Source organism: Sphingomonas faeni, assembly GCF_030817315.1.
Taxonomy (GTDB): Bacteria; Pseudomonadota; Alphaproteobacteria; order Sphingomonadales; family Sphingomonadaceae; genus Sphingomonas; species Sphingomonas faeni_C.
Window position 1 is genome coordinate 189,807 of sequence record NZ_JAUSZF010000004.1, and the last position, 26,962, is coordinate 216,768.

Below are 26,962 nucleotides of genomic sequence, written 5' to 3' on the forward strand. Positions count from 1 at the left end.
GTATCCGCTGCCACCAGTCTTGGTAGTAAAGAGGCGGATCAGCGTGGCAATCCACCTCGTACAGGCTTGATTTAGTTAATTTGTTTAGGTGAAAGTTCGGGTACGGCGAGCAAATCCGACGTGAACACGTAGATTGCGCATTCAGGAGAGGTATCCTTACTTCGCGGTGAGCGCTTGTCCGATAAATGCTGCGTGTGTTGGCATTCGTTCCACCGTGCGCGAAATCGTCTGATGCATTCGCGGCAACAGTGCTGATAATTGATCAGTTGCGGCCATCGCCATCGGATCAACACCAGTTGGCCGCAATCCTTGGCCTTCCATTACCGCAATCCAACTAGGCTCAAGAAAAAGGTCAAGCGCTTCGGGAAAGAACCGTCCTCTACTGCGATACAGCTCAAGCCGCTCTGCTAGCGTATCCGGCACGGTCATTGTCCGCACATACCTCCAGAACACCGTGTCGTCGCGCTCAGTCACGTGGTAGTGCATGATAAGAAAGTCCCGTATCCTCTCGTATTCAGTCGCCGTAGCGCGATTAAAATAAGCGATGTCTGCCGGGGCAAACGCGCGATCCGGAAATAACGCCAGCAACCGCGTAAGAGCCGACTGGACTAAATGAATACTGGTAGATTCGAGTGGCTCTAGGAAGCCCCCAGCCAGGCCAATAGCCAGCACGTTCTTGTTCCACGCCTTGCGGCGCCGTCCTGCTGTAAAGCGGAGCAAGCGGGCTTCGGCGAGCGGTACCCCGGTAACGCTAGACCGCAATACGCGCTCGGCATTGTCATTCGTTGTAAACGCGCTCGCAAAGACATGGCCGTTGCCCATCCGGTGCTGGAGTGGAATACGCCATTGCCAGCCGGCCTCCTCAGCGATCGACCGGGTGAACGGCGCTGGATCAGCAGCGCGCGCCGTCGGCATAGCGATAGCGCTGTCGCACGGCAGCCACTGGCTCCAGTCTTCATAACCGGTCTTGATGGCGCCCTCGATTAGCAACCCGTGAAAACCCGAGCAATCAATGAAGAAGTCTGCAGCAACACGCTTCCCGCTCTCGATCATCACGTCTCGTATGAAGCCTGCATCGGTCATTCCGACATCGACGATCCGTCCCTCCCGTCGAACGACCCCGCCAGCTTCTGCCAGACTACGTAAGTATTGTGCGTACCGTCCGGCATCGAAGTGGAACGCATAGCTGAGGTTGGAAAGCGGGTTGCGTGGATCGGGACTTGGACGGCAGAATTTACCTGCCGCCGCTGCCATAGCGGTCAGGCTGTATGAGGTCAGCGGACCCGCACTAGCAGGATCGGTCGCGCGCAGAGCTTGCCAATAGGAATGGAAGGGCAGTGAGCCAATATCTGCGCCGAATCGCCCGAACGGATGAAAGTAACTATGACCTCGCGCGCGCCAGTTCTCGAAAGATATTCCGAGCTTGAACGTTGCGCCGGTTGCCCGAACGAACGCATCTTCATCAATGCCTAGCAGCGTATTCATATCGCGAATTGGTGGGATTGTAGCTTCGCCGACGCCTACCGTTCCGATCGTGTCCGACTCGACAACGGTGATCGCGATACCCTGAGCGACAAGCGCTTTCGCAAGGACCGCAGCGGCCATCCATCCCGCGGTACCACCCCCTATGATCGCGATTGAAGAGATACCTTTCTGTCCGACGTTCATTCTGCTCCCTCTCCCGTAAGACCGCGGCATCAACCAGCTAGGCATCATTTATCAGACTTATTTATTGACGAAGAATTTCAATTTAGATAGCGCCAACACAAGGGACTGGTCCGTCTGCCATGCGGGAAGCGAAGATCAGCTTAATCGGAGAGGAACTGCGGCATCTATGCAGCCCACCTTTCCCCTTGATTACGACGCGAGGTTCGAACGGACCTTAGCTTAGAGGGGTTATTCATGCGCTTTCGTTTCGTCACCAAAGGTCAATGCTCGCGCCGCGTTTGGTTGGCGAGCGCTTCAGCCGCCGCGCTGATCGCTACCTCCGCGCAGGCTCAGGAGGTACCGGTTCAGGAGAAACCCGGTAGCGGGGCACCGGCGCAGTCCGCCTCTTCGACCACAGGTGACACTGGTACGCCCGTCAATGGTACGCTGCCGCGCGATGGCAGTGGCGCACAAACTGCCGTTCCCGCGGATAGCGCAGGGACGATCGCGCAGGCGGATACGAGCGCGAACGATCCAGCCGGTGGTGAGATCGTCGTGACCGGGTTGCGTCAAAGCCTTGCGACAGCGCAAGCGCTGAAGTTCAATTCGGATCAGTTCGTCGACTCAATTACGGCAACGGACATCGGCAAACTGCCCGACAAGAATGTGTCGGAAGCGCTACAGCGCATATCCGGTATCCAGATCGACCGGACGTTCGGCGAAGGCTCGGGAGTCCAGATACGTGGTCTCCAACAGGTCAAGACCGAACTCAACGGTCGCGACGTGTTCGGCGGCAGCGGTGGCCGCAGCCTGAATTTCGAGGATGTACCGTCCGAACTGTTGGCGGGCGTCGATGTGTACAAGAACCCGTCGTCCAAGGAGATCGAGGGCGGCATCGGCGGCCTGGTCAACCTGCGCACGCGCATGCCCTTCGACGAGAAGGGTTTCGTCCTGTCGGCCAGCATGGGCGCGAACTATTACGACCTCGCCAAGGACGCCCGCTTCAATGGGTCGGTGCTATTGAGCAAGACCTGGCAGAATACCGGTATCGGCGACATCGGCTTCCTTTTCGACGTATCGACTTTCGAAGGCGTATTTCGCCGCGATCAGGCATCGATCGAGCCTTATGTCGATGTCACTAACATTCCCGGTCGTGAGGGGCAGGTCGTATCGGTTCCCGACGGCGCAGGTATCCAGGTCACCGAGGGCAACCGCAAACGTCGCGGATATTACGGCGCCGTGCAGTGGGAGCCGGCCAGCAACCTGCAGTTTTACGGCACGTTCTTCCGGTCCCAATACGATCTGTACACGCCAAACTATTCCAGCTTCGTGACCCGTGGCACGGACACGAGCGGGCTCGCCAACCTTACGCCGAACGGCCCTTTTACCTTTGCGAACGATGGGTCGTTCCTAGTAGGCGGCTATGCAGGGCTCGTTCCGGCCTATTCGCAGCCACCTTACGTCAACACGGCACTGTCACTTGCCAACAACACGCAGGCGGGCTTCAACAAGTCGGTCACGACGGATTACGCTGGTGGTGTCAAATGGCAGCCTACCGATCGCTTGCATCTGAACCTTGACGTCCAGTACATTCGCGCGACGGCGCAGAATGAGAGCTACACCGCGTTCGCACAGAAGGACCTCGCCTCCTACTATGTCGATTTGCGCGGCGACCTGCCGCAGATCGTCTTCGGCGGTGCTCCAGGTGGGGCCGCCAACAGTGATCTCTCGGCGTACCGCGTTACGGCGTTGATGGATCACTTCGAGGATAGCATAGCGACGCAGAAGGCGGCACGGTTCGATGCCGAATGGGATTTCGACAACAGCTTGCTGACATCGCTGCAAGCTGGAATCCGCTATACTGATCGCGACGCCGTCAATCGCAGCACGCCTTATAACTGGACCGGCGCGACCAATACCGCCTTGCCGCTGAATAGCGCCTTGGTTCCCGGTATTCTCAACCCTTACGACACCCTTTTCGACGGCAAGGGTACGAACATCGTTGGGGCTGTCCCATATATTTCGGCAAACCTCTTCGACAACGCATCGGCCGCTTTCCAGTCCATCGTGGGGCGCGGACTCAGCACGTTCACCGATCAGGACGTCAACACCCAGCGCGAGAAGACCTATTCGGGATACGCGATCGCGTATTTCAAGTTCGATGCAGGATTACCGATCGACGGTAACATTGGCGTCCGCGTAGTGAAGACGACGACCGAAGGGATCGGTTCGACCCGGCTGACCTACCGCGATTCGCTTCTGGCAAGCAGCCAATCGATCACAGTCGATCAGCCGTTCTCGGCCAGCCAGGACTACACCAAGTTTCTGCCCAGCCTGAACTTGCGTGGTCATATCACCGACCGTATTCAGGTGCGTGTCGGCGCTTCGAAGGGCCTGTCGCGTCCGAACTTCAGCGATCTGCGCGCGATCCGAAATCTTTCGCTCAACTACACGGCAACAACGAATGCCGACGGCACGGCCGGTCCGTTCGTGCTGAACGGCGCTACGGGATCGGGCGGCAATCCGGCGTTGAAACCCCTGACGGTGGATCAGGCGGATTTGGCACTCGAATGGAACGCATCGCGGACGACCTTCCTGTACGGCACGGTGTTCTACAAGAAGCTGAAAAACTTCACGACGTCGCGCCTGTTCGACGTTGACTACGACGTTCCTGGACAGGGCACGCGGAGCTTCCAGTACACGGCACTTGTCAACGGAACCAAGGGGACGGTGAAGGGTGCAGAGATCGGCGGAAACACGTTCTTCGACTTCCTGCCGGGACCGTTATCGGGCCTGGGTCTCCAAGCGAACGCGACCTACGTCGACAGTGACGCACCGGGCAATGGCGGCGTGTTGTTCAACGGCGACCCGGCCCCGACGCAGCTCGAACGCTTGTCGAAGTGGAGCTACAACCTCGTTGGTCTGTACGAGAAGTACGGTTTCTCGGCACGCGCCGCGTACAATTGGCGCAGCAAGTACCTCGACACGACGGCGGGTAACGGTACGCTCAACGTCCCGATTTTCTATCGTGCCTATGGTCAGTTGGACGCGTCAGTCAGCTACAACTTCAATCCCAAGGTTTCGGTGACGGTGGACGCAATCAATCTCACCAATTCGCGCTACGACAGCTACCAGTACTTCGAATCAAACCCGCGGAACTACGAGCTGAACGACCGCAGGTTTGGCGTCACGTTCCGTATGCGAAACTGATCGAAGGTCTTGATCCACCTCCGGCAGGATCGAGAGGCGTCCCCTAAACGGGCGCCCGTTTCCCGACTAGGGTAGCGGCAGGAACTGGCGGCGCTGCCGGTGTCATTACCGTCCAGAAAAGTGTTGGGGTGTTCACGCCGAACGGCGGGATCGCGGAGCTACTTAGTCGACGCATCTGGGCGGGTTCGGTCGACCCGCCCGTGGCTGCACTGCCGTAGGATTCATCCACGCGGTTTATGGCGCATGTTCACTACATGATCGACAAAACCGCGGCGGCGATACCGACCTATGAAAAGTCGCACAGCATTGGGCTGCGACTATGCGGGAGTCCTCATGATCCGATCACTTCCTAGACGATCGCGCGCGATTGGTGCGACTGTGCTAATGGCGCTCGCGGTTCCTGCGTCGGCTCGCGCGCCTGAAATTGTCCCGTATCTTTGGACCAACGTGAAGGTGGGGGCGGGCGGCTATGCCCCCAACATCGTGTTCAGTCCGGCGGAGCGCGGTCTAGCCTATCTTCGCACGGATATGGGGGGCGCCTATCGCTGGGACGACCAGGAACAGCGCTGGCTACCGCTGCAGGACGGCAACGCCGTCGAGAGCTACATGGGCATCGAAAGCATAGCGCCCGATCCGCGCAACCCGGACATCGTCTACATGGCCGCCGGCATGAATGCCGGCCAGCCGGCTGCGATCCTCCGGTCTGTAGATCGCGGTCGGTCCTGGCGCATCACGCCGGTGCCGTTCGCGATGGGCGGTAACGAGGACGGCCGCGGGCTCGGCGAGCGGCTAGCTGTCGATCCCAATCAAACGCGTCGCCTGTTCTTCGGTTCGCGTCATGACGGCTTGTGGCGCAGCGACGATGCCGGTGCGACCTGGGCCAAGGTCTCAAGCTTTCCTGTGGCGGGGCTTGGGCCCCCCGCGCCCCGAAAGACCCATGGCGGCGTCTCCTTCGTATCGATCGACGGTACGAGCGGTGGTGAAGGCAGGCCGTCCCGTCGGATTTGGGCGGGCGTGGCAGATCAGGGTGAAGTACATCTCTATCGATCGGACGACAGTGGACAGACGTGGGTCGCGGTAACGGGACCGGCGATGCTGGCGGCAAAGGGCGTTGTCGATGCGCGTGGCGTGTTGTGGGTCGGCTATGCGAGCGGGCTTGGACCGAGCGGCATCGCGACCGGAGCGGTGTGGCGCTACGAGGCCGACGGACGCGGGCGCGACGTGACGCCGACGGCGTGGCGCGAAACCGGGGCGGAGGGAGCGTTCCTTGGTGTTTCGGTCTCGCGGATGACGCCAGGCACCGTCGCGGTCACGACCGTCGACCGATATCGGCGTGGGGATTCGCTTTGGATCAGCCGCGACGACGGGCGCAGCTGGGACGATGTAGGTCTGCGCAGCCGGCGCGACGTATCCGAGACGCCGTTCCTGCTGCATGAAGGCAAGGGCGCCGATTTCGGACACTGGATCTCAGGTCTTGCAATCGATCCATTCGATCCGGCACACGTCGCCTATACGACCGGTGCGACGGTCTATGCGACACACGGGGTGAGCAGTACGAGCGTCAACTGGACGCCGTGGACCAAGGGCATCGAACAGACCGCAGTCATCACGCTTGCGTCGCCGACAGGCGGCGCGCCACTGATCTCGGGCTTCGGGGACTTGGCCGGCTTCATCCATGACGATCTCGACCGTTCGCCGCAGCCGACCTTCATCAATCCGTACATGTCGAACACCAACAACATCGATTATGCCGGGCTGAGACCGAACGTGATCGTGCGTAGCGGGAGTTTGTACCTCGACCGACTGCGTGAGGCCTCGATGGGGCGATCCGAGGATGGCGGCCGGACGTGGACGATGGTCAAGTTGCCGTCGATGGGTGATCCGGCGAAACGCGAGGATCTGAACGGCGATTGGCCGATCAGCGTTTCGGCGGACGGCGCGACAATCGTGGTAGCGACCCCTGTTCCGCAAGTCTCGCGCGATCGCGGACACAGCTGGTCCGTAGTTCGCGGCCTGCCGGGCAAGACCCGCGCGGTGGCCGACAAGCGTGATCCGCGTCTATTCTACGCCGTGGACGTCTATCGCGGCCGGGTACTCGTTTCGCGCGATGCGGCGGCTAGTTTCGCGTCCGTGGCGGCGCGCGGACTGCCCGCCGGTCTCAGCCGAGCCGGAAGGCAGGACCGCGAGGCGCAGAGCGCACTTGTCGTAGCCCCCTCCCGGACGGGCACGCTGTGGCTGCAGGCGGGGGAGCGGCTGTTCCTCAGCAACGATGCCGGGCAGAGCTTCGTCCCTGCCAGCGGCAACCTCCGTGTCGAACTTTACGGGCTTGGCAAGAACGGTCTGTTTGCGGTCGGAACGCTCGACGGTGTTCACGGCGTGTGGCGGTCGGTAGACCGCGGGGGAAGCTGGTCGCGCATCGACGACGATGCGCATCGCTGGGGCGCAAGGTACCGTGTCATATCGGGCGACCCCCGGCGCGAAGGCCGCGTCTATATCGGTACGGACGGTCGTGGCCTGTTCTACGGCGACCCCACGGAGGTTCAATGAGCCCGCAAATTAACGTTCTGGCGGGAATGAGCGCGGCGCAACCCGCCTCTGCACACGACACTAGAATCCCCAGGATCAAGCGGTTTCCAGAACTGCCGCTGGGTCATGACGCGCACATTAGGGATGCGCATCTGACTTAGCCGCCCCGATCGCTGCGTCAGCCTCCGCCTGTAGACGGCGATCACGAGCAATCTTGGCGAGCAGCGTTCGACTGCACCCAGTCGCATTCATTATATCGCGCCAGCTTCGGCCATCGCGGAGAAGGCTCGAGATAGCCGCGTTGCGGGTCTTGTTCTCGGGGCGTCCCTTATAAAGGCCCGCTGCCTTGGCCTTTGCAGTGCCTTCGGCCTGTCTACGACGGCGATCCTCATAATCCTTGCGGGCAACCGCGGCGAGTACGTCGAGCATCATGGCGTTGACCGCTGCGAACATTCGGCCGGTGAACTCATCGGTCGGTGCCGTCAGGATCCACGACGTCGGCAGGTCGAGCGCGACGATCCGGACCTGCTTGGCGTCGATTGAATTGCGCAGCTTGATCCAGTCCGGTGAGGTTAGGCGGGAAAGCCGATCAACCTGCTCGACCAGGAGCACGTCTCCCGGCTCGCAATCCGACAGCAGGCGGAACAGCTCTGGCCGGTGAAGCTTGGCTCCACTCTCGTTTTCGACATAGCGGGCCGCAATCCGAAGCCCGCGCTCAGTCGCAAAAACGTCGAGGGCGCTCTTGGCCCGCGACGCATCCTGTTCGGAGGTGGATGCGCGAAGATAGGCTCGGACGAACATGCCGCACTCTGCTATATGTGGTGCTTATTAGTCCAGTCCTTTTTACGCCATCAGGACGGGCATAAAGTACCAGTTACAGGGAGGTCTGCGAAAGGCATACCCTAAAAGTACTGTACTGCAGACGGACGTTTTGCACCGGCTTGGATATCGGGCAGTGGGGTGAGCGCGCGGTATCCCGTCGAGTTCGTGCTATCAATGACACCGTTTCTCCAAGGCTGGTCGTGCGACGCCGTCAGCTATATTATGCTGTCCGAGGCATGTCGGTGATCGACGCCGTCACTGCCGTGACGTTTTGGATGCCCGACGCCTTCGTTGCTGCCGCCACCAGATCGGCGTCCGTCAGATCGCGGTAATCGATCCACCATTTGGCGTCAGTCACCTGGAGACAAGCGCAACAGTCGGCGTCGTTGTTCGGATTTGTTAGCGCTGCGAGCCGCTTGATCCTGATCGTCGACGCCCAGCTGATTTGCCGATCGGTCCCAGTCAGCGGCGGAAGAACAAGGTGTGAGACAGCGGCGCTGCTTGACGTTGCCGCAGCGACCTCCTCAGCGCGCTTTTCCGCAACGAAGCAGTCTCGACAGGTAGTCGTCTTCAGCCACTTGGCCTTACGTTCCTGCTGGCTTTCAAAGCCGGTGAGATGATGAGCCTGCTCATGACCACAGGCATGAATGATCCGCTGTTCCATGGTATGGATGATGCCCGTTCGTGGTTTGAGCGCAACGCCAATGAGTCAGGTTGAATCAAAATCGCGGCCAGTGGCTGACGACTGAACGGGACAAATGTCCAGCCAACTAAGCTGGCGCAACGCCGTCAGCGTTCACCAGATCCGGGCCAACCAATGTTCCGATAAGCCGGACGCGCTTCTCTACCAGATCTACGGGGGTTCGATGCAATTTCAGCTCGTAGCGGCCACCGACATCGCGGCGAAGATAGAAGGCTCCGCCATCGCAGACCAAGGTGCCTATCTCATTGATCTGGGTACCACTCGCTACCATCGCTATGTCGTCGCTCCGTTGATGATTATGCAAAAATTGCGGGAGATCTTTGGGGCAGCCGATGCTGCTTGGTAGTCCGATGATCCTGCTAATTCGTTCCCGATCGGTCTCTAAAGACTGATATTCCGCCGCGCCATTTCAACGAATGCCATATCCCCGATTGGTGAGCGGGGCTCGGCTTTAAAGATGTCGGCCAAATCGAGCAGATCCTCGTTGGAAAGGTCCGCGATCGAGGCTTCGATCTCGGCAAGCCGCCGCACCGCGTGATCGCCGCGATCGGCGACCCGCTTCATTCTTGTCTTGAGCATGCCGCCTTTTATCATAAACGTCGCGGGGGCGGCAGGGGCATTTACGGCCGGTTGGCTGAGGTCATTCGGCCAAAAATGACCGCTATCTGCAGGCGGAAGAAGCTTTTTTAATGAAGAACCGCGCCGCGTTCTGGCAGCAGATCCCAAAGCTGCAGGAACGCACAGCTTCAAAGAGTGAACGGCGCCATCACGGTACATGCGGAACGTCCGCATTTACGGTAAAACTGGTGGAAAGCGGTCCGGCCGTTTTCGGGCAGCGATCGGCGTAACCGGACGTTCGTTCAGGCTGTGGAGCAGGGGGCGACGGACCGTTTTCTGGTGGAAACGGTAATGGCTGCCTTCGGGCAGTCAGCGTTAGCGAGCTGCCGTTCACGAGGGAGAAGGCATACCTGCTTTTCGTGACGGACGGTATGACCGCAACTCTCGGACATCAAGACCCTAAGCAAGTCATCGGCGGTTGTGTACCGGCGGCAAAGGCGCTTTTGGTCCACATCTGACTAGCTCCGGCGCGCGAACGCGAGCACGCGCTCGCTGAAATGCGTTAGCTCCTGATCGTTGATCGCTTCCGTCTCGTAGGCGGCGTTGGCATCGTGGTGAAAGCGGTTCACGTAGACGAGCAGCGCGCGTAGTTCGTCGATGTCGGCTTGGCTTAGCAGTTGGTTTTGCTGGCCCACCCGCTGCTGACAAATCCCGAGGTACGGCCCAAGTAGCATGCCGGGCGGGAATGCGGCCGGATAGGCGACGCGCATGAAGGCTTCGAGGATATGGCGCAGCGCGACCGCGACCCGCCGCTCAGCTGCCGGATTCGCCGCCTGCAGGTATTGCTGAACGAACGCGTGGCGTCTGTCGTGTTCGGTGATGCAGTCCTGGTTCACGTCCCAGACCGCCAGCGTCGAGCCCACGGTATCGCGCTGGATCAGCAGCGCTTGCCGGACGGCCGGGGTGGCGCCTTCCCAAAGCTGGCACAGGAAGGGCTTGGAATGCGAAAGCACGATGATCTGGCTGGCCCGCGCCTGCATGCGGCGCATCTCCTGTACGGTGGTTATGGAACGGTGCTCGTCGAGGCTCGTCATGGGATCGTCGATGACGAGGATCTTCTGCGCCAGCTGCGGATCCTGGTCGAGCGACGCGAAGAAGAAAGCGAGCGCAAGCGTGTTGCGGTCGCCGGCGCTCAAGGTGTTGCGGAAGGCGGGACCGGCATTCGCGGTCAGCGCCACCTGCACATTGTTGATGACGACGCTGTAAGAGCATGAGGATCCGCCGCGGGTGTTCTGGGCGCTGACAGAGGCCAGCCGGAACCCGGCATTAAAGCGCTGCAGGTACGTGTTGATAGCCGCCTCATAGGCGGGAAAGATGTTTTGGCGATAGTTGTTGAGTGCCGTCCGAGCCTGCGCGCGCAAGGTTTCCGTGGCGGTCTTGCCCGCCTTCTCAAGAAGGTAATCCTCGCAAAGGTCCTTGACTGGATTGCTATGGCGCGCGCCAACGGCCTGCAGGCGGGCGATGTCAGCCGCACGCGCGCCGGCATCGGCGTTTGCCGCCTGTTCCTTCACGACGGCGATCGGCAGGTTGCACGCCTGCAGCGCGGCCGACAGCGCCGCAACCTCAGCACGGCGGGCATCATATTCCTGAATGAGGGCATGGGTTTCGGGTGCCAGCGTCATTGCTTCAAGTGGCGATAACGCCTTGGCGCGCAGCAACGTCAGGACCGCCTCGCGTGCAGCGGTCCAAGCTCGTAGGACAGCAGCCGTATCCACCTCGACTTCGGGAACGTCGGTGAATTCATTCCAGAAAGTACGCCACTGTGCGGCTATGCGCACGGCCCGTTCGAAAGCGGCCGGCACTTCGCCGCCATGGGTCGTGTTGATACCCTGGCCCGTCGCCGTGATCGCCAATTTCAGACCGTCGTAGGCTTGGCTGAAAAAGGCGCGATAGTGCGCAATGAGGGGGGAGCCATCCAAATCCTGCGCACAGAACGGGCAAGCCTCGTGCTCCCGCTTTGCCGACGCGCCAGCAATACGGGTCATCCCATCGGACACCCATGTCTCGCCGCCCTGGCCCAGGCTGCGCAGCTGCACCCGCACCTGTGCAGCGGCCTCGGCCTCGAGGTCCGGCAGTGTCCGGGCCAGAAGCGCGGCGATGCCATCAGCTTCGAAGATGGGAAGTGTGATGGGCGCAAAGCTCGCCTGCTGGCGGATCGCATCTGCAGAGCGTGCGGCCGCAAGGTTGCGCTCGGCCGTGGTAATCGAAGCCTCGATGTCGGGATCCGCAGCGAGAGCGCAGAAATCATCCACGCTTAGGCTGCCGCGCGCAGGCGCCGGGATGGCGTTTGCTTTCAGCGTCAGCGCCCGGTTGTGCTCCTCGATGCGCGCCACGTGGCCCTGCAGCGCCGCATTGAGCGTCACGCCCTGCGCGCCAAGGATTAGTTCGTGCAGGTTCTGGCGGTGACCCGCTTCGACCTCGACGCCCGAGCAGACATTCGCGGCGATAAAGGCATCATCGAAGATGGCAAAACGCGGCATAGGGGCCGACCAAACGCCATTCTGAAACTGCGCAGTGACGCCCCCGGCAAAGGCCAGCACGATGTGCGGCGGGTGTGCTGCCCCAAGGCGGTGACGCTCCAGCACATGGCTCGGATCGCCCGTGCCGAGCGAGCGCAGCACGGACGAAATGGTCGTCTTGCCGCGTCCGTTCTCACCATAAATCAGCGTTAGCGTCGAGAGCGGGATCTGTGCGCCCGCACTGACTGAAGCGTACTGACCGACATTGCGAAGTAACTGAAAACGTTTGAGCAAAGCAACCCCCCGGATCGCGATTTCGATGCCAAGCAATGCCATCGGCACCATAATGCATGAAGACTAGGGGACCGCGAAAGCCCTACATCCGAAAACATGATATTAAATCTTGAATAGTAACGAGTTTTACGCAGGCGGCGAGTCGCTCCGAACCTCCCTGAGATTCGCTGCCGTCACTGACTTTTCAAGATGCAGCCCTTGCCCGCGGCTCCCCTGAAGCGGCTGCCTAGCTCAAGGACGCCAGCCTCAATCGCGAATTCAAGTCGAGAACCTGCACCTGAACCGACGTCCGCTCCCGGGTAGCCTCCAAGCCACTTGGTATGGCCTCATGTGCGTCCTCATACCGGTCGGCAAGCGCGGCGATGAACCGGACCGGCCGCCGATGATGTTTACTGTAAACCAGCGGCAGGCTTAGTGGTTGCGTGTTCCCGCGTAACGAGTCCGTTCGTTTGAGAGTGTTCCGCGCGAGACGTCTACGATCGGGGGCTGAAGAGTAGTCCAGTCAACATGCCACGTCACGAGTTGTAAACCGTGGGTGCGCGGTCGCGGCCCCACGACATCTCAGATTTACACGCGTAGACGGGTGTAGTAAAAATCTTCGTCAAAGCCGAACGGGCCGCCGTTACCCGGATAAACCTAGGGTCAGGACTCATTGGTCATAGCCAGAAGATGACGGTGGCCGCGAGCGCGACGGCAGAGAAGAAGACGGTTGGGCAGCGGTCGTAGCGAGTGGCGACGCGGCGCCAATCCTTCAGACGGCCGAACATGATCTCGATGCGGCTGCGGCGCCGGTAGCGGCGCTTGTCGTATCTGACCGGCTCGTTCCGCGATCTGCGGCCCGGGATGCAGGGCTGGATGCCCTTGGCTTCCAGGGCGTCCCTGAACCAATCGGCGTCATAACCACGGTCGCCAAGCAGCCACTGTGCTTTCGGCAGATCGTCGAGCAAGGCTGCCGCGCCGGTGTAGTCGCTGACCTGCCCGGCGGTCATGAAGAAGCTCAAGGGCCGCCCATCCGCATCGCTGACGGCGTGCAGTTTGGTGTTCATGCCGCCTTTCGTGCGGCCGATCAGGCGGCCGAGATCCCCTTTTTTACCCGCAGACTCGATGCCGTGCGGTGTGCCTTCAGGTAGGTCGCGTCGATCATGACCGTTTTCGGTACGGCTTCTGCTGCCGCGAGCCCCTCCATCATGCGCAAGAACACACCCCTCTCGCCCCACCGCTTCCAGCGATTGTAGAGCGTCTTGTGCGGCCCATAGTCCTTCGGCGCATCACGCCAGCGTAGCCCGTTGCGGTTGACGAAAACGATACCGCTGAGCACCCGCCGATCATCAACCCGAGGCTTGCCATGGCTCTTGGGAAAATACGGTTGCAGACGCGCCATCTGCTCATCCGTCAGCCAGTACAGGTCGCTCATCCACGCTCTCCTCACGGAGCCTGAATCAGATCGCGCCTCTCACATCAATGGGTCCTGACCCTAACCGTTCGATGTGCCACCGGTGAGCGGATAGATCCGCATAGTTGAATTGGGAGTCAGCCGATTAAGATGCCCGTCGGTGAAATTCTGAGCGCCGACGGACAGGGTGAATTACTTGAACGTGTAGCTCAGTTCCAGATCGGTGGTGAACTTGCCATCGAACGTCTGGTTCGCGACGCCGACTGCCCGACGTGACCATCGAACCCGAGGTCTAACTGCTTACGAGTCAGGCTTGCTACCCGTGGCGCGCAGCCAGCCTGTTATTGAGTATCGCCTCCAAGCCGCCGCACGCGTTACTTCGGACACGCTATGCATTTGTGGTACTCTGAACAGATTCAGAGTGTTGAACCGGGGTTCCAGGGCCCGCAGCCACCCTTTGCCGTCCGAATGGAAAACCAGTAGTCCACCCCATTCGGTTCGCCAGATGGGATTGAGACCGAGCACATAGGCGGCACGACGATTGCGCCCATCGACGGCATCGTCATGACCGGTGAGAAAATCCCCGGGCCCATAGGCCGTGGCCTGGGCGTCGGCGAAATCGATATTCCCGGCCCCCGTGACCGTCCGTAGGAACGCGCGAGGCTCACCCGATGAGAGCCACGAGGCAAACGCAGCGAGTGGATCGTCGCTGGCGCGACGTGACGCCTCGTCATCGGGAACGCGTATCGTTTCATACCGGAATTGAAAGCCCCTGCGGGCAGATGCGTAGACTGCATTGTCCAAGGCATCGCGCTGGGCACTGGACATGGCGGCCCGCGTGGCACGGTCCAATTCAATCGTGCGATCACCACTATTTACGAGGTAGCGCCAGTCCGTCCGCTTGCTCAGCAGGGAGTGGAGGGCTGCGGCGCATTCGGCTTCGAGAAAATCCGCTATGTGCAATCGACCATCACGCGCGAACTGATCCGCCAACGCGGTTGCATTGAGTGCTGGGTTCACGGAAAAGCGATAAGATGACATGCCGTCCACCCTATCGCACGCGATGCTCCCGCGTCGACGATCCAATGGAAAATACGATCACGTGATGCAGCGTCTGTTCGACATCAATCCGTCGATAGATGTGACCACGGCGTCGACCGTCTTCGCGCGTGATCATCGCGTACAGATACGCGATTTCCTGACCGACCACACGGCACGGGTCGTTCGTCGCGTTCTCCAGCACGAAACGCCTTGGGGAACGGCATGGCAGGCCGGCACCAACGGTCCTTCTTCGATGCGTCAGCAAGAACTGCGTGCGATGCCGGCGGATCGCCGAACCGCGCTCGCAGCGGCCGTGAACACCGCGGCCGCATCACGGGATTATGCATTTCGTTTCGCGCATTATCCCATGGTCCATGCCTACATCGAAAAGTGGAATGCCAGGGGTCTCCACGATCTGCTTGTCGAACACCTGAATGACGCGCCGTTCTTGAACCTCGCACGGGCCGTGACCGGCATACCGGAACTCATCAAAGCTGATGCACAAGCCACGTTCTTCAGTGCCGGCGACTTTCTCGCTCTTCACGACGACAGTCATGCGGCGGAGGGACGCCGCGTAGCGTATGTCCTGAACGTCGCTGATGACGACTGGCACACCGACTGGGGCGGATATCTCAACTTTCTCGACGATGATGGCGATGTCGTCGCCGGATGGCGTCCGCGGTTCAACGCGTTGAACTTGTTCCGCGTACCTCAGAGGCATCAGGTCAGTTACGTCCCGCCGTTTGCGCGCGCGTCGCGGTTTGCCGTTACGGGGTGGCTTCGCGACAGATGATGCACGGTGCCGCGAGCCTACGCGACCGCGCTCTGGCTGCGGCGCGGTCTGGAGACGATGCCGTTGCGGTCCGCCTCTTCGCCGAAGCAGCTGTGCGATATCCCCGCGATGCCGCCCTGCTGAACAGCGCGGGCAATTTTCATGCAAGAGCCGCACGTCACGACGAGGCCTTGTCATGTTTCGACAGGGCGATCGCCGCTAACGCCGATTTCGGCGAGGCCATCGTCAATCGGGCGATCACACTCGCGGCAATGGGTAAGCAACGCGAGGCGCTTTCAACACTCTGCGCCGAGGAACACCGATTACGGGGACTGCCACGCTATTGGTCAGCGCGTGCGGGTCTCGAGGTAGCGCTGGATGATCGTGTCTCAGCGTCGCGCAGCTACGAGCAATGCTTGTCGCTCGCGCCCACGCACGCATTGGCGCTGCATGGACGCGCACGGATGGCGCTCGACCGCGGCGAAGATGACATGGTGGAGCGTTTCGATCGCGCGCTTGCCCTGGCACCGGGTGATGCCCTGCTCTGGCTGGGACGCGCAAACGCGCTCGATCACGTGGGACGTACTGCGGAAGCGCGCCAGATAGCCGAAGCGCTCGTCGAGCAGCTTCCGGAATGGCCGGACGCACTCGAACTGTTGGCACAATTGCGTTGGGCGGCCGGAGAACGGCAGGACTTCTGCCTGCATTACGCAGTCGCTGTCCGTCGCTTTCCCCACAATGCTCTTCTGTATCGTTCGTGGTGCCGCATGCTAGCAGGCGTCGATCGCTATCATGAGGCTGCCGATGCAGCAGGGATCGGTCACCGGGCATGCCCCGAGGACCCCGAACTCGCGTTGCGCGAAGCCGTTCACCGGGGCGAAGCCGGTGAAGACGACGTCGCGGAAGCGATCTTCGCGCGCCTGACCCTGGACACTGACGATCGGTCTATGCACGAAGCGCGTCACTGGCTGCGGCGCGAGGAGCCGGAGCGCGCCGAACGCCTCCTCGCCCCGATAGCCGAGGCCAACGGCCCCGTCGCGGCGTGGGCGCTTCGCGATATCGCCTGGCGGATGCTCCAGGATCCGCGGCATGCTTGGCTTCACCAGGACACGTTTGTCCGTCTCCTGCCCCTCGAGCTGAGTGACCGTGATCTGCATGCAGCGATAGCCGTGCTTGATCGTTTTCACGACACCGCTGCCATGCCGATCGGCCAGTCGGTCCGCGACGGCAGCCAGACGCGCGGCGGACTGTTTGATCGCGGCGAAGCTGAGATCGCGCGGTTCCACGAGGCGGTTGTGCGAACGATCACACGATACCGGAATGCGCTTCCGCCTCGCGATGATGGGCATCCGCTACTGCGGTATCGCGATGCTCCCATGCGCGTCGCCGGTAGCTGGTCTGTCAGACTGATGCAGGGCGGGTTCCATACGGGCCATATCCATCCCGAAGGCGTTCTGTCTTCGGCATGCTATCTGTCAATGCCCGAACCGGAGAGCGCAGACCCTTTTGCCGGAGGATTGGAACTTGGCCGTCCGCCCGCCGATCTGCGGCTCGCGCTGCCACCTGTTCAGATCGTTAAACCCGAGCTGGGTTTCTGCGCATTGTTTCCGAGCACGCTGTACCACGGCACGCGTCGCTTTAGCACGGGCAAGCGCATGACAGTCGCGTTCGACGTCGCCCCCTACCGCTAACCGTTTCATAAAATAAGCGCCCGTACGGTTTCCCGTACAGGCGCTGATGGAACAGGTTCTGAAAGGCGGCGGGCCGCAGCCCGCCGCGTACCGGATCAGAACTTGAAGCGGGTCGAGACAAAGAAGTCACGACCAAGCACATCGTAAGTGCTGGGGTAGGTGTTGGCCTGCTGCTGGTTGAACCCGAGGATTCTCGGATTCTTGTCGAACAGGTTGTTGACGCCCATCGACAGGTTGTACTGATCCGTGATGTCGAACGAGAAGCTCAGATCGATCAGGTTGTACGCGGGAATCCGCTCAACGAAATAGTCCGTGCTATCGTCATCGTCACGTACTGCCGACAGGTGCCGCCAACGGACGCTTGTCGTAAGGCCACCGTCCATCCACGATACGCGCGACGTCCACTTGTACTTGGGCGTCGGGTTTCCACACGCCAGGACACCGAACCTGCCGGCGCACTCGTTGACCGTGTCCGGCAACTCCGCAACCGGCGTGAGGTCGTTCTTCCGCGTATAGGTGCCGAGGAAGAAGAAGGAGAGCTTGGAGTCTCCATTGCCCGTCAGTGAAAGCGGGAAGCGCGTTTGGTAATCGACCTGAACGTCGACACCTTCGACCTTCAGCGTCGACACGTTCGCATTGCCGATAAGCGGTGGGTTGCTCGCGTCGAACTGCCCGAGTGCGTTGCGGGTGCCCACGAACGCCTGACAATAGGGGCTGTTGATGTCCTGGACGACGTTATAGCAAAGATCGAGCGAGTTGGCCAAACCACCACCAAGCGTCGAGACCGTGTTTTCGACCTTGATGTTGAAGTAATCCGCCGTCATCGACAGGCCAGGCAGGAAGCTGGGCCGCAGCACGATACCCGCGGTGTAGGAGTCAGACGTTTCCTCCTGCAGATTCGGGTTGCCGCCAGTCCGGTTCTGGATCTGCGTATTCAGCTGGACGCCCGGCGTACCAACCAGTGCGGCCGGAACGCCCGTCGCGACGCATAGAGCGTTCGTTGTACCGTTGGATGCTGCAGCGGCCGTTGCGCAAGGGTCGACCGCCCCCGGAAAGTTCACCGCCCCGCCTGCAAACAGCTCGGCTACGTTAGGAGCACGAACTGCATGCTGATACTGACCGCGGAAGCTGATATCGCGGATTGGCGAGTAGGTGATGCCGCCTGCATAGGTCCAGACGCCGCCTACATTAGACAGCGAATAGTCCGAATAGCGTCCTGCACCGTTTATTTCCAGGTTGTAGATACCTGCGGTGCGCGCGGCGATCGGGACGAGAATTTCGCCGAACAGTTCCTTCACGTTGTAGCTGCCTGCAGTCGGGTCGCCGGCATTGAAGCCGATGACGTCGCCAGACGACAATGCGGTGTCGGGAATGAACTCGGACGTCATCTTGCGATATTCGCCACCCGCGGCGATGCTGACGTCGTCGCCGCCGAAGCCGAAGTTGAACAGGCTGCCGGTTACCGATGCGTTGGCGACCTGCAGCACGGACGTATCGCCGTTCTGCGCGAGGATCGTGATCTGATCGACCATCGCCGGGGTCAGTGTGTTCGGTCCGAAGATGTTGATCGGGGATGCCGTACCGTTGAGCCCGGCCTGGAAAGCCGACCGCGAGATGTTGCCGGACTGGACGTTCGAGTTCCGCGTACGGGCATAGCTGTAATAGGCGTCGTAGTTGAAGCCTTCGATGATACCTCCCTTCACGCCGACGAGCATGCGGAACGCGTTACGCTCGTCGAGCGAATTGCGCGATCCGGTCTCGACCACGCGACGTGACACCGAAAGCGGAACGACACCGTCGCCCACGGTGTTGCCGGCTGCTACTACCGAGTCCAGCTGACGCAGCGCTGCTATATTCGCCGCGTTGAGGAACGGCGAAACCGATGCGATGTTGACCTGGAACGTGCCCGTGACCGGGGTCGCCGCTAGCTCGTTGGCGACGCGGTTGTTGACGAACGATGCCTCCAGGTACGCTGTATTGCCGCCGCCCATGTCGTAATCGGCGTAGCCCCCTATCAGGTAGCGCTCCTGCGGAACCTGAAGAAGGTTTGCCGGCGCGAAGTTGTAAAGGTCCGTTCCGACCCGCGGTCGGCTGACGCCTGGCGCAGTGAAATAGGCCCCGCCGCCGCAATACACGTTGCCGGTCGGGCAGGCTGAAGGCGCGAAAGTCGAGGTGAACCGGCCGTCGGGCGTCGTCGAAGAGCCACCGGGGACGAGCGCCGAGGAATCGCCGTTCTCGCCCAGTGCTTCCCGAGTATAGCTGCGTGCTCCTTGGAAGATGGGTTCACGACGGTAATATTCGCCGTAGACGGTCGCATGGCCGCGGTTGTCATTCAGCGCAGTGCCGATCGCCAAATAGCCCTCGTAACGACGACCGTCGCCGCGCTCGGTCAGATTGTACTGACCACCGGCCTCGACACCGGTCAGATCGGTCCGCAGGCGGAAGTTGACGACGCCGGCTAGAGCGTCGGAACCGTACACGGCCGACGCGCCGCCGGTTACGACATCGACACCCTCGAGCAGGAAAGCCGGAATGGTGTTGAGGTCGGTGATCTGCGATGAATCGTAGAACATCCAGCGACGGCCGTTCACCAGTACCAGCGTACGGTTCTCACCAAGACCGCGCAGGTTGAGTGTCGAGACCCCGCCACCTGGATTGTTCGAGAATGACGTGCTGCCGGGAATGACCTGCGGCAGCGTGTTTATCACCTGCTCGACGTTGACGGTGCCAGAAAGCTTGAACTCTTCCTGACCGACAACGGCGACGGGAGCGGCGGTCTCCAGATCACGACGCTTAATGCGCGACCCGGTGACGACGACAGTGTCGCCTTCGGCGGGTTCGCCGGTCGCGCTCTGATCGATGTTGTTTGTCGGCGTTCCCGTGCCCGAATCCGATCCCGGACCGGTCTGTGCATAGGCAGGAGCCACGACGGCTGCCGCACTGGCCGCCAACGTCGTTGCGAGTAGACGCGAACGAAAGTTCATAGTGTAATCCCCCTTAGAAGTATGTCCGCAACCATGCTGTGCACGTTCTGCAGCATTCGAAGCCTCGGCCCTCGTCGAGGCACCCAAGCATGACTGTTAGTATCTTCTATTGAAACAATGTTGCAATGTAGGAAGCGCCGGAAATATCCGCTATCAGGCGTTTCGCCATTGTTGTGGCAAATCGGACACACCGCGGAACTGCAGACGCTATCAATGAAGAGGGAGAAGCGAAGTGCGACATGTCCGGCTTACACTATCTGCGATATCCATCTTCGCCGTCATGATGCCGGCGTCAGCGCAGACCGCGCCGAGCATCGGCAATGGCGAGAAGTTGATCGACGCCGTCACGCAGTGTCGAGCGATCGCAGAGCCGGCCGGTCGGCTAGCCTGTTTCGATCGGGCATCGTCCGCCTTGGAAGTCGCACGCGCCGGTGACGGCCTAGCTGTCCTCAGCCGTGATGAGGTCGCGGAGAAACGCCGGTCGCTCTTCGGCTTTCAGCTCCCGACGATCAATCTCTTCGGCCGTTCGGGCGAGAGGATGCCTGAGATCCAGAACTTCGAATCTTCGGTCAGCACCGTGACCCGATCGGGACGAGATCGCTGGGTCGTCCGCTTAGCCGACGGTTCGACGTGGAGGACTACCGAACCGTCGCGGTTCCCTCCTCGAATCGGAGACCCGGTGAAGATCAGACGAGCCGCACTTGGCACCTTCGTCGCCTCCTTCGACGGCGATCGAAGCCTGCGGATCGAGCGCTTGCAATAGATGGACGGCGCTGCCTAAGGGCGAGAAACGAGAAGTGCAGGCTTCACCCACAGTTCGGTGACGTTCGGGGGCTCGAACTGATAAGTCGGCTAGCGAAGATACCCTTACATATGAACGGCAGCGATACTTATGCTTAATGACCAGTTCGATTCAATCACTGCCAGATCAAACAGCCGACCGCGCATACTGATCTTGACCAGCGAGACTGATGATGATGACGTCTTGCTTCTTGAGACGTTAAGACGCCATGCCATGACTGTTGACCGGGTACAAACCGCCGATGATCTGAACGTATGCGTTGGTATGATAGATTACGATCTAATAGTAATCGACCTTTTAATGCCCGACACTGATAGTTTGCATATTGTAAAGTGGTTAAGCAACTATCGGAACCTACCAGGGATCATGGTAAGATCTAGTCTGGAAGATGATACGGACAGGATAGTCGTGTTTGAGCTAGGCGCCGATGACTTTGTTTCAAAATCCTGCAATCCTCGAGAGGTGACGGCTCGGATCCGTGCCATACTTCGTCGCCGTTTGAGCGAAAAGGAACGTCATAATAGTCTGGTCGAAGGGTGTAGTTGCCAGTCCTCTCAGGGTAAGCTGAGTTTTGCGGATTGGGTGCTAAATTCCACAAATAGGCAGTTAGCCTCTCCTTCGGGGGAATTGCTGAAACTTTCAATTGTCGAGTATGCTATATTGAGTCGCTTGTTCATTGATCCAGATGCCGTCAAAGATCGCGCGAGCCTGGTCAGCACTTCTGGCGACGGCGTAGATATACGATCTACTGACGTCCATGTCAGCCGGCTGCGAAGGAAATTAGCCTTATACGGTGGGCAGGATTTGATCCAGACGGTTCGCGGGCAGGGATACAGAATGGTAGCCCCCGCCGATGCGAAGCGGAGGTGATGAGAATTCGTCGTGGAGCCTGATGGACGAACACTCCGTAAACCATACGATGGCGACTGACGCTGTCGAAGAGACCAATACCTTCCACCCCCGCAAGCCTGCTTCCCGATAATCGGTGTCGCTGGCGGCTTCTAAGCGAGATTGGGCTAGGGTGGCGACCTCTTGCGCTCGTATCAGATCGCAAATGGCCTCATCCGGTTCATCTGGTACCCAGGCCGCGGTCAGCTCGCCAGCCCGATCGAGCTGGGCTAGGTTTACGGCATCACGACGGTTGGTCTTGACCCGGTCGCCGGGACGCTTGGGCATGAGCGATGGCGCTATTAGCTCGGAACCCTGGTCCAGCTCAATGATCTGGCGGTAAGGCTCGTATCCCCTCAAACCAGCCTCATAGCGAAGTGAAGCTTGGCGGGTTGCTTTGCCAGTTTGGTCAACACCGACGCCGGCTCGGCTGAGATGTCGCTAAAAAAAACCGGACTTCGCCATTCCGTTCGCCATCGGCAACCACGACCAAGATCTTCAACTCCGACGTATCGAGTCCGACGAAAAGTTCGCTATCCTCTTCCATCGTCCGCCCTCAATCAAGCTTAGGGCTAGGTGCCGACGCATCCGGTGCACCCCCGTATCCTGCCTACTACGGGGGCGGGCTACCTTCGCGGCCCGAACATACGGTCCTGCTTGCCGATCACGACGTTCATGACTGAAATCGAAAACCGAAGACCTCATGATGCGGCGATGAACGAACGTCTGAAGCTGGGAAGCGCGAGAGGGGGCGTGAATGTCCACACATGGGTTTCGTGCCGCCCGCATTTAACTGATGGGACTTCGCTTGATCGCTAGCAACGCCTGTTTGCTTCAGTCGTTCTCGGGCAAGAGACGCATCCGCCGATCGAAGTAGCGCTTGTGGTAGACGTCCCGGCCGCTTCGCAGCCGGTATGTCGCCCAAATGAACACCGCCCCCTTGTGGTTCCCGGAAACATCGAAGTCTGCAATCTCCTCCAGGTTCGGGCGGCGCGCAGTCCGGCGGCACTCGTCGAGGAGCGCGTCCAGAGGACCGGCGAGGAACGCCTCCAGCTCCTCTTGCTTGTAGATGATGTCCTTCGGCTCGAACCTTCCCGCACCAACCCGCTCGCATTCCTCCGGCGGCCTCGCAGGCTTGATGCTGCGGAACGCCAGTTCGAAGCCTCGAGTCTCGCCCTGCAGCACTTCGACCGGGCGACGGTCCAGCACCTCACACACGCGCGCCGCGTGCTCAGGCTTGACCCGCGGGCCGAGGAACACGCGCCGAAGCGCGTCGTCCAGGTAATGTTTCGGCCCGACCTCGCCGGTGACGAACCGCCATTCCTTCTCGTGCGCCCACTCGCTGCGCTTGCGGGTGATGCGGGCGATCACCGCCTCTTCCAGGCGTTCGGGCGCCATGTCGGTGACCGTGAGCGGCGGCAGGGCGCTGCGGGCGTAGGTGACCGGCCGCAGCTTCTCGTTCTGGAAATCCCCGATGGCTAGCTCGGCCGCATCGAACTCCAGGCACATGCCGGCGAAGTTGCTGCCGTAATAAGCCCACATTGGCAGGTTTTCGTGCGTGCCGGCGAACGAGACCAGCGCGAAGCGGTTGATCATCTCGGACAGCATCTCGTACATGCCGTTGATCCGCTTGCCGGTGGGCGCGAGCATGGCGTTGATGATCCGGTCGCTTGGACCGCCGGTCTCGTAAAACGCCTCCATCGGATCGTTCATGGCGGCGAACGGCGGCGAATAGAGGTAGCTGTCCCGGAGGGCGCCGAGCTCACGATTGAGCAGCGCATCCTCCAACGGACGGTAGCGGTACAGCTTCGGTGGCGTTTTCATCGCGCTGGCTATAGCGGTCATTTATGGCCGAGATGAATGGGCGTCCGCTTCCGGCGAGCGAAAAGGACAGTTTGAACGGCCGATTGTGGGTCTGGCCGGAAGCGGGAGGGCAGGGCGTGTTTCGCCAGCTATCGGTCATCCATTGGGTGCTTCCCTGTCCCAACTTCGGCAGTTTGTTCTTTTCGCTTCATGATGGCAGACCGCGATCAAGTTCAGCCATTTGAACGGGTTAAATTGGTCGATCCACGTCGTTACCGCATCGCTCATAGTTTGGTGCTGTGTGTGACATGCGCCCTCGCTGACCGCCAGCTGGCAGGCACCACCGTCGTAGCTGCGGATAGCAGGTCCACAATGCCTGCTGGACGGTTGACAGGTAACTCTACTTAGATTGAGTAGGAGCATGGGCCGTAATCGTCGACCATCTAAGCAAATGCTCCTCTTGTTGGAGGCGCTGTCGGCGCACCCTCAGCAGTGGCGCCACGGCTACGATCTGATGAGAGAAACGGGGCTCCTGTCTGGAACGCTGTACCCGCTACTGATCCGCATGACCGATCAAGGGCTCGTCGAGGCCGAGTGGCGCGAACCGGAACGCCCTGGCCGTCCTGCTCGACATGCGTACCGTTTAACGAATGCTGGAGTGGCATTTGCGCGGATGGCGACACCTGCCGGCCCGCTGACCTTCACCAAGGCCGCTTTCGCGTGACACTAGCTGTTTCGCGGGCCTTGCTGTCAATGGCCAGTCGGTCTCTCGGCTCGGATCGCCGAACCTGGGCGATGGCTATGGAAGCGGAGTTCGAAGCCGCAGTGGAGGATCGGCGTCCATTCCTGTTCGCTCTCGGCTGCCTGTTTGCAGCGTGGCGAGAGATTGGGAAGCACAGCGAAGGACGCCTCATCCTTGCGAACTACGCGCTCGCCCTGGGGTTACTCATCCCGATGGCAGTTCTGCAGTTCCAGCAGGCGGTCGGCTTCCTATCCTCGGCAGGAGGTCCTCCTTTCGGCATCCCAAGCGCCGCCGACGGACCGAATCTCTATTTGATCTGGTCTCAGAACAGCGCCATCCCGATCTTGCTTATCACGTGGCTTCTGCTCGGTATGGCGCACCTCTGTCTTGCGTGGATGCTCGTAGAGGGGGATTGGCCGCGCATCGTGAAGTGCGGCACGCTGATTGGAGCGGCAATGATCACGCTGTCGCTATTCATGGGCGTATTGATGCTCGATTTGTCGTGTCTGAGGGCGCAAGTTGCGGAGCTGGCGATCGAATTTGTGGCGGTGGTATCTATTTCGCGCTGGCACATTCGGATTCTTGCCGGCGCCTCGCGCGATTTGCTTGCCCGGTAGCTTGTAGGGACCCTCCAACAATCCTCGCGGCTGGTTGGACCTCTGCGGACCTCTTGACTCATAAATCTACATATGTTGCTATATGTTTAGCACGAGGGTGGCGAGGCTCAACGCGGAGGGGCGACGAAACGCCGAAGCCGTGTACGGGTTGAGAGGAACAGCGTCCGACACGCGAAAGGGAAGCGAAGATGCGACGTGTACTTAGCATAGGTGTCGTTGCAACCGGCACTGTCTTACTCATCGCTTTATTTCTCTTCGTTCGTGAGCCTGTTGTTGACGCCAGCGCGAACGGCCTGTTCGCAAACGACTTTTGTGGCACGATAAAGCTAGCCGATGGCGAGATGCTGCTCAACGATCAGCAAACCATATCCTATATTGTCGGTAGAGATGCAGATGGGCGGTACATCTTGCCGCGCTTTGACGTCGGCGCCGTATCCGATCAAGGGCTCGACGTGGATGGAACGCGCTCTGTGCGCAAGCTGCGCCTCGACAGGCTACCTTCAGCGACAAAGCTTACGCTACATGAGGGTTTGACACCCTATGTCTTCAAAAGGCTGACGCCAAATCTTCGCAACTAATCTCGAAGCATCTGTTAATCAGCTTGAGTGATCAGGTCCGAAGCCAGCATAGCTGGACCCTCAAATCTACATATGTTTCCGTAGCGGGAGCCAGGGCTGCTGAACGCTACGAGCGACTGGTCGGCAGAGAACGGTGGGAATACTTCGGCACGGCATACCGGCCGTGCTGCACGGTGAGGAGGTGGAGCAATGATGAAAGCCATGACCAATGCGTTCCGGGGGCCCCCCATACGCCTATTAGCAGTCCTTCCGCCGCTTCTCGCGACAGGCATCGCGGGCCGCGTAGAGGCGCAGTCACAGGCAGAGGTCGGCAAACCTTCGAGCCGGCTTGGCTTGGCCGTGCCCGGGCCGATCGCAACCGATGTTCGCATTTCATCCGAGCCGGATGTTGTTTTGGCGGGAACGCTGTACCTGCCGGCAGGCCACGGCAAGGGTCCCTATCCCTTGGCCGTGATGATCCAGGGGAATGGACCCAATAAACGTGGCGGCTTTTCCGAGCTAATCAAACGCCTGTCCGCCGACGGCATCGCTGCTTTGGAATACGACAAGCGCGGGGTCGGGCAGTCGACCGGCATCTATGAAGAGGATCCCGAGCGGCTGACCGCGGACGCCGCCGCAGCTGTTGCGGCGATGCGCCATCGCTCGGATATCGCCGGCAGCCGCATCGCTTTGGTCGGCCATAGCGGGGGCGGTGTGATCGCGCCCGCTGCGGCGACTGCAGATCCCGACATTGCAGCCGTGGTGACGCTGGCGGGCAATGTTGGCGACGGGCTGCCTTACGTCAGGAAGGGGCTTTACAGGCAGATGATGAAGATGGTTGTCGGCGGTCGTGACACCCTCGTCGGCCCGGCGACGGATGCGGCTATGACTTTGCTCCAGGCTCGCGTGGACAGCAGAGATGCGGCAACGATCTCACGCCTTCGTGCAAACGCTGTCGACCGGTTCGAGGCAGCGGGGTTCCCGCGGCCGCAGGCGGAACAAGCGCTCGCGATGATCGACGTTCCAGAGGCCTGGAAAGGGAGCAAGTTACGCTCGGCCTCGGATCTCAAGGCTCTGCACATACCCGTTCTAGCGATCTACGGGACTAAGGATACGGTGGTGGACGACGCACCTGCGGCACGTGCCGCCTTGGCGAGCAACCCCCGCGCTCGAGTTGTGATGCTGGACGGGCTCGGCCATTCGTTCCAGGAAGGCGCAGTCACAGGCGCGCCGGATGAAGCGTCGAAGTTGGGCCCGTACCTCGGATCACCTCGCCTTGTGGAAATCGTTGGTGACTGGCTTCGAGATACACTGTCGTCGAAAAGTGGCAGGGGTATACGACAAGTGCGGTAACGCGCACGTTCTCGCCGCTCGACGACTAGTCGATTGCTGC

General features: G+C 60.4%; 21 protein-coding genes. 11 read left to right on the plus strand and 10 right to left on the minus strand.

Translation table 11 applies throughout. The features are described 5' to 3' along the window. Positions 1-156 precede the first annotated feature (156 nt). Positions 157-1,668 (minus strand): tryptophan halogenase family protein, encoded by a 1,512-nt coding sequence (locus tag QFZ54_RS18960; RefSeq protein WP_307090081.1) that lies wholly within the window; start codon positions 1,666-1,668, stop codon positions 157-159. Positions 1,669-1,902: 234 nt separating this feature from the next. Here QFZ54_RS18960 and QFZ54_RS18965 point away from each other — a divergent pair, with 234 nt between their 5' ends. Both QFZ54_RS18965 and QFZ54_RS18970 read left to right on the plus strand, forming a co-directional pair. Then, positions 1,903-4,857 carry a TonB-dependent receptor gene (locus tag QFZ54_RS18965; RefSeq protein WP_307090083.1) on the plus strand — a complete coding sequence of 985 codons (2,955 nt, stop codon included), beginning with the start codon at positions 1,903-1,905 and terminating at the stop codon, positions 4,855-4,857. 333 nt (positions 4,858-5,190) lie between these two features. Then, entirely contained in the window at positions 5,191-7,404 is a 2,214-nt protein-coding gene (locus QFZ54_RS18970) for a WD40/YVTN/BNR-like repeat-containing protein (RefSeq protein WP_307090084.1), read from the plus strand. Between the two features lie 117 nt (positions 7,405-7,521). On the opposite strand, the gene QFZ54_RS18975 is transcribed toward QFZ54_RS18970, so the two are convergent. The 6 genes from QFZ54_RS18975 to QFZ54_RS19000 form a co-directional block, all read right to left on the minus strand. Then, on the minus strand, positions 7,522-8,184 hold the full coding sequence (locus QFZ54_RS18975; protein WP_307090086.1) for a recombinase family protein: 663 nt from the start codon (positions 8,182-8,184) through the stop codon (positions 7,522-7,524). Between the two features lie 241 nt (positions 8,185-8,425). Next, positions 8,426-8,869 carry a hypothetical protein gene (locus QFZ54_RS18980; protein ID WP_307090088.1) on the minus strand — a complete coding sequence of 148 codons (444 nt, stop codon included), beginning with the start codon at positions 8,867-8,869 and terminating at the stop codon, positions 8,426-8,428. A 106-nt stretch (positions 8,870-8,975) separates the two neighbouring features. Further along, the gene (locus QFZ54_RS18985) at positions 8,976-9,179 is read right to left on the minus strand and encodes a DUF5818 domain-containing protein (protein ID WP_307090090.1); all 204 of its coding nucleotides are present in this window, start codon (positions 9,177-9,179) and stop codon (positions 8,976-8,978) included. Between the two features lie 110 nt (positions 9,180-9,289). Continuing rightward, the gene (locus QFZ54_RS18990; protein WP_307090092.1) at positions 9,290-9,685 is read right to left on the minus strand and encodes a hypothetical protein; all 396 of its coding nucleotides are present in this window, start codon (positions 9,683-9,685) and stop codon (positions 9,290-9,292) included. A gap of 299 nt (positions 9,686-9,984) precedes the next feature. Next, positions 9,985-12,321: an AAA family ATPase gene (locus tag QFZ54_RS18995; protein WP_307090094.1), complete on the minus strand. Its 2,337-nt coding sequence runs from the start codon at positions 12,319-12,321 to the stop codon at positions 9,985-9,987. 614 nt (positions 12,322-12,935) lie between these two features. Then, a protein-coding gene (locus tag QFZ54_RS19000; protein WP_307090096.1) for an IS5 family transposase occupies positions 12,936-13,693 on the minus strand; the annotation gives its coding sequence in 2 pieces (ribosomal slippage) (positions 12,936-13,360 and positions 13,360-13,693; 759 coding nt in all). Between the two features lie 129 nt (positions 13,694-13,822). On the opposite strand from QFZ54_RS19000, the gene QFZ54_RS19005 reads away from it, so the two are divergent. After that, the gene (locus tag QFZ54_RS19005; protein WP_307088419.1) at positions 13,823-13,948 is read left to right on the plus strand and encodes a hypothetical protein; all 126 of its coding nucleotides are present in this window, start codon (positions 13,823-13,825) and stop codon (positions 13,946-13,948) included. Between the two features lie 24 nt (positions 13,949-13,972). Here QFZ54_RS19005 and QFZ54_RS19010 read toward each other — a convergent pair whose 3' ends face one another. Continuing rightward, positions 13,973-14,713, minus strand: a complete 741-nt coding sequence (locus QFZ54_RS19010) for a 2OG-Fe(II) oxygenase (protein WP_307090099.1) — start codon at positions 14,711-14,713, stop codon at positions 13,973-13,975. A gap of 64 nt (positions 14,714-14,777) precedes the next feature. Between QFZ54_RS19010 and QFZ54_RS19015 the strand changes: the two genes are divergently transcribed. Together QFZ54_RS19015 and QFZ54_RS19020 are read left to right on the plus strand one after the other, a co-directional pair. Next, entirely contained in the window at positions 14,778-15,506 is a 729-nt protein-coding gene (locus QFZ54_RS19015; protein WP_307090102.1) for a 2OG-Fe(II) oxygenase, read from the plus strand. Next, entirely contained in the window at positions 15,503-17,176 is a 1,674-nt protein-coding gene (locus QFZ54_RS19020) for a putative 2OG-Fe(II) oxygenase (RefSeq protein ID WP_307090104.1), read from the plus strand. Before QFZ54_RS19015 ends, QFZ54_RS19020 begins: the two co-directional genes overlap by 4 nt. 95 nt (positions 17,177-17,271) lie before the next feature. Here QFZ54_RS19020 and QFZ54_RS19025 read toward each other — a convergent pair whose 3' ends face one another. Further along, positions 17,272-20,160, minus strand: a complete 2,889-nt coding sequence (locus QFZ54_RS19025) for a TonB-dependent receptor domain-containing protein (RefSeq protein ID WP_307088411.1) — start codon at positions 20,158-20,160, stop codon at positions 17,272-17,274. Between the two features lie 283 nt (positions 20,161-20,443). On the opposite strand from QFZ54_RS19025, the gene QFZ54_RS19030 reads away from it, so the two are divergent. Together QFZ54_RS19030 and QFZ54_RS19035 are read left to right on the plus strand one after the other, a co-directional pair. After that, positions 20,444-20,923 carry a hypothetical protein gene (locus QFZ54_RS19030; RefSeq protein ID WP_307088409.1) on the plus strand — a complete coding sequence of 160 codons (480 nt, stop codon included), beginning with the start codon at positions 20,444-20,446 and terminating at the stop codon, positions 20,921-20,923. 192 nt (positions 20,924-21,115) lie between these two features. Then, positions 21,116-21,832 carry a response regulator transcription factor gene (locus QFZ54_RS19035; RefSeq protein WP_307090106.1) on the plus strand — a complete coding sequence of 239 codons (717 nt, stop codon included), beginning with the start codon at positions 21,116-21,118 and terminating at the stop codon, positions 21,830-21,832. An 852-nt stretch (positions 21,833-22,684) separates the two neighbouring features. On the opposite strand, the gene QFZ54_RS19040 is transcribed toward QFZ54_RS19035, so the two are convergent. Continuing rightward, the gene (locus tag QFZ54_RS19040) at positions 22,685-23,674 is read right to left on the minus strand and encodes a DUF2971 domain-containing protein (RefSeq protein ID WP_307090109.1); all 990 of its coding nucleotides are present in this window, start codon (positions 23,672-23,674) and stop codon (positions 22,685-22,687) included. A gap of 430 nt (positions 23,675-24,104) precedes the next feature. Between QFZ54_RS19040 and QFZ54_RS19045 the strand changes: the two genes are divergently transcribed. The 4 genes from QFZ54_RS19045 to QFZ54_RS19060 all read left to right on the plus strand — a co-directional run bounded on the left by QFZ54_RS19045 (position 24,105) and on the right by QFZ54_RS19060 (position 26,922). Continuing rightward, a complete protein-coding gene (locus tag QFZ54_RS19045; RefSeq protein WP_307090111.1) occupies positions 24,105-24,377 on the plus strand; it encodes a PadR family transcriptional regulator in 273 nt (90 codons plus the stop codon). A gap of 77 nt (positions 24,378-24,454) precedes the next feature. Further along, entirely contained in the window at positions 24,455-25,012 is a 558-nt protein-coding gene (locus QFZ54_RS19050; RefSeq protein WP_307090113.1) for a hypothetical protein, read from the plus strand. A 188-nt stretch (positions 25,013-25,200) separates the two neighbouring features. Beyond that, positions 25,201-25,590: a hypothetical protein gene (locus tag QFZ54_RS19055; RefSeq protein WP_307090115.1), complete on the plus strand. Its 390-nt coding sequence runs from the start codon at positions 25,201-25,203 to the stop codon at positions 25,588-25,590. Positions 25,591-25,779: 189 nt separating this feature from the next. Then, positions 25,780-26,922, plus strand: coding sequence for an alpha/beta hydrolase (locus QFZ54_RS19060; RefSeq protein ID WP_307090117.1), 1,143 nt, complete (start codon positions 25,780-25,782; stop codon positions 26,920-26,922). The last annotated feature ends 40 nt before the right edge of the window (positions 26,923-26,962 follow it).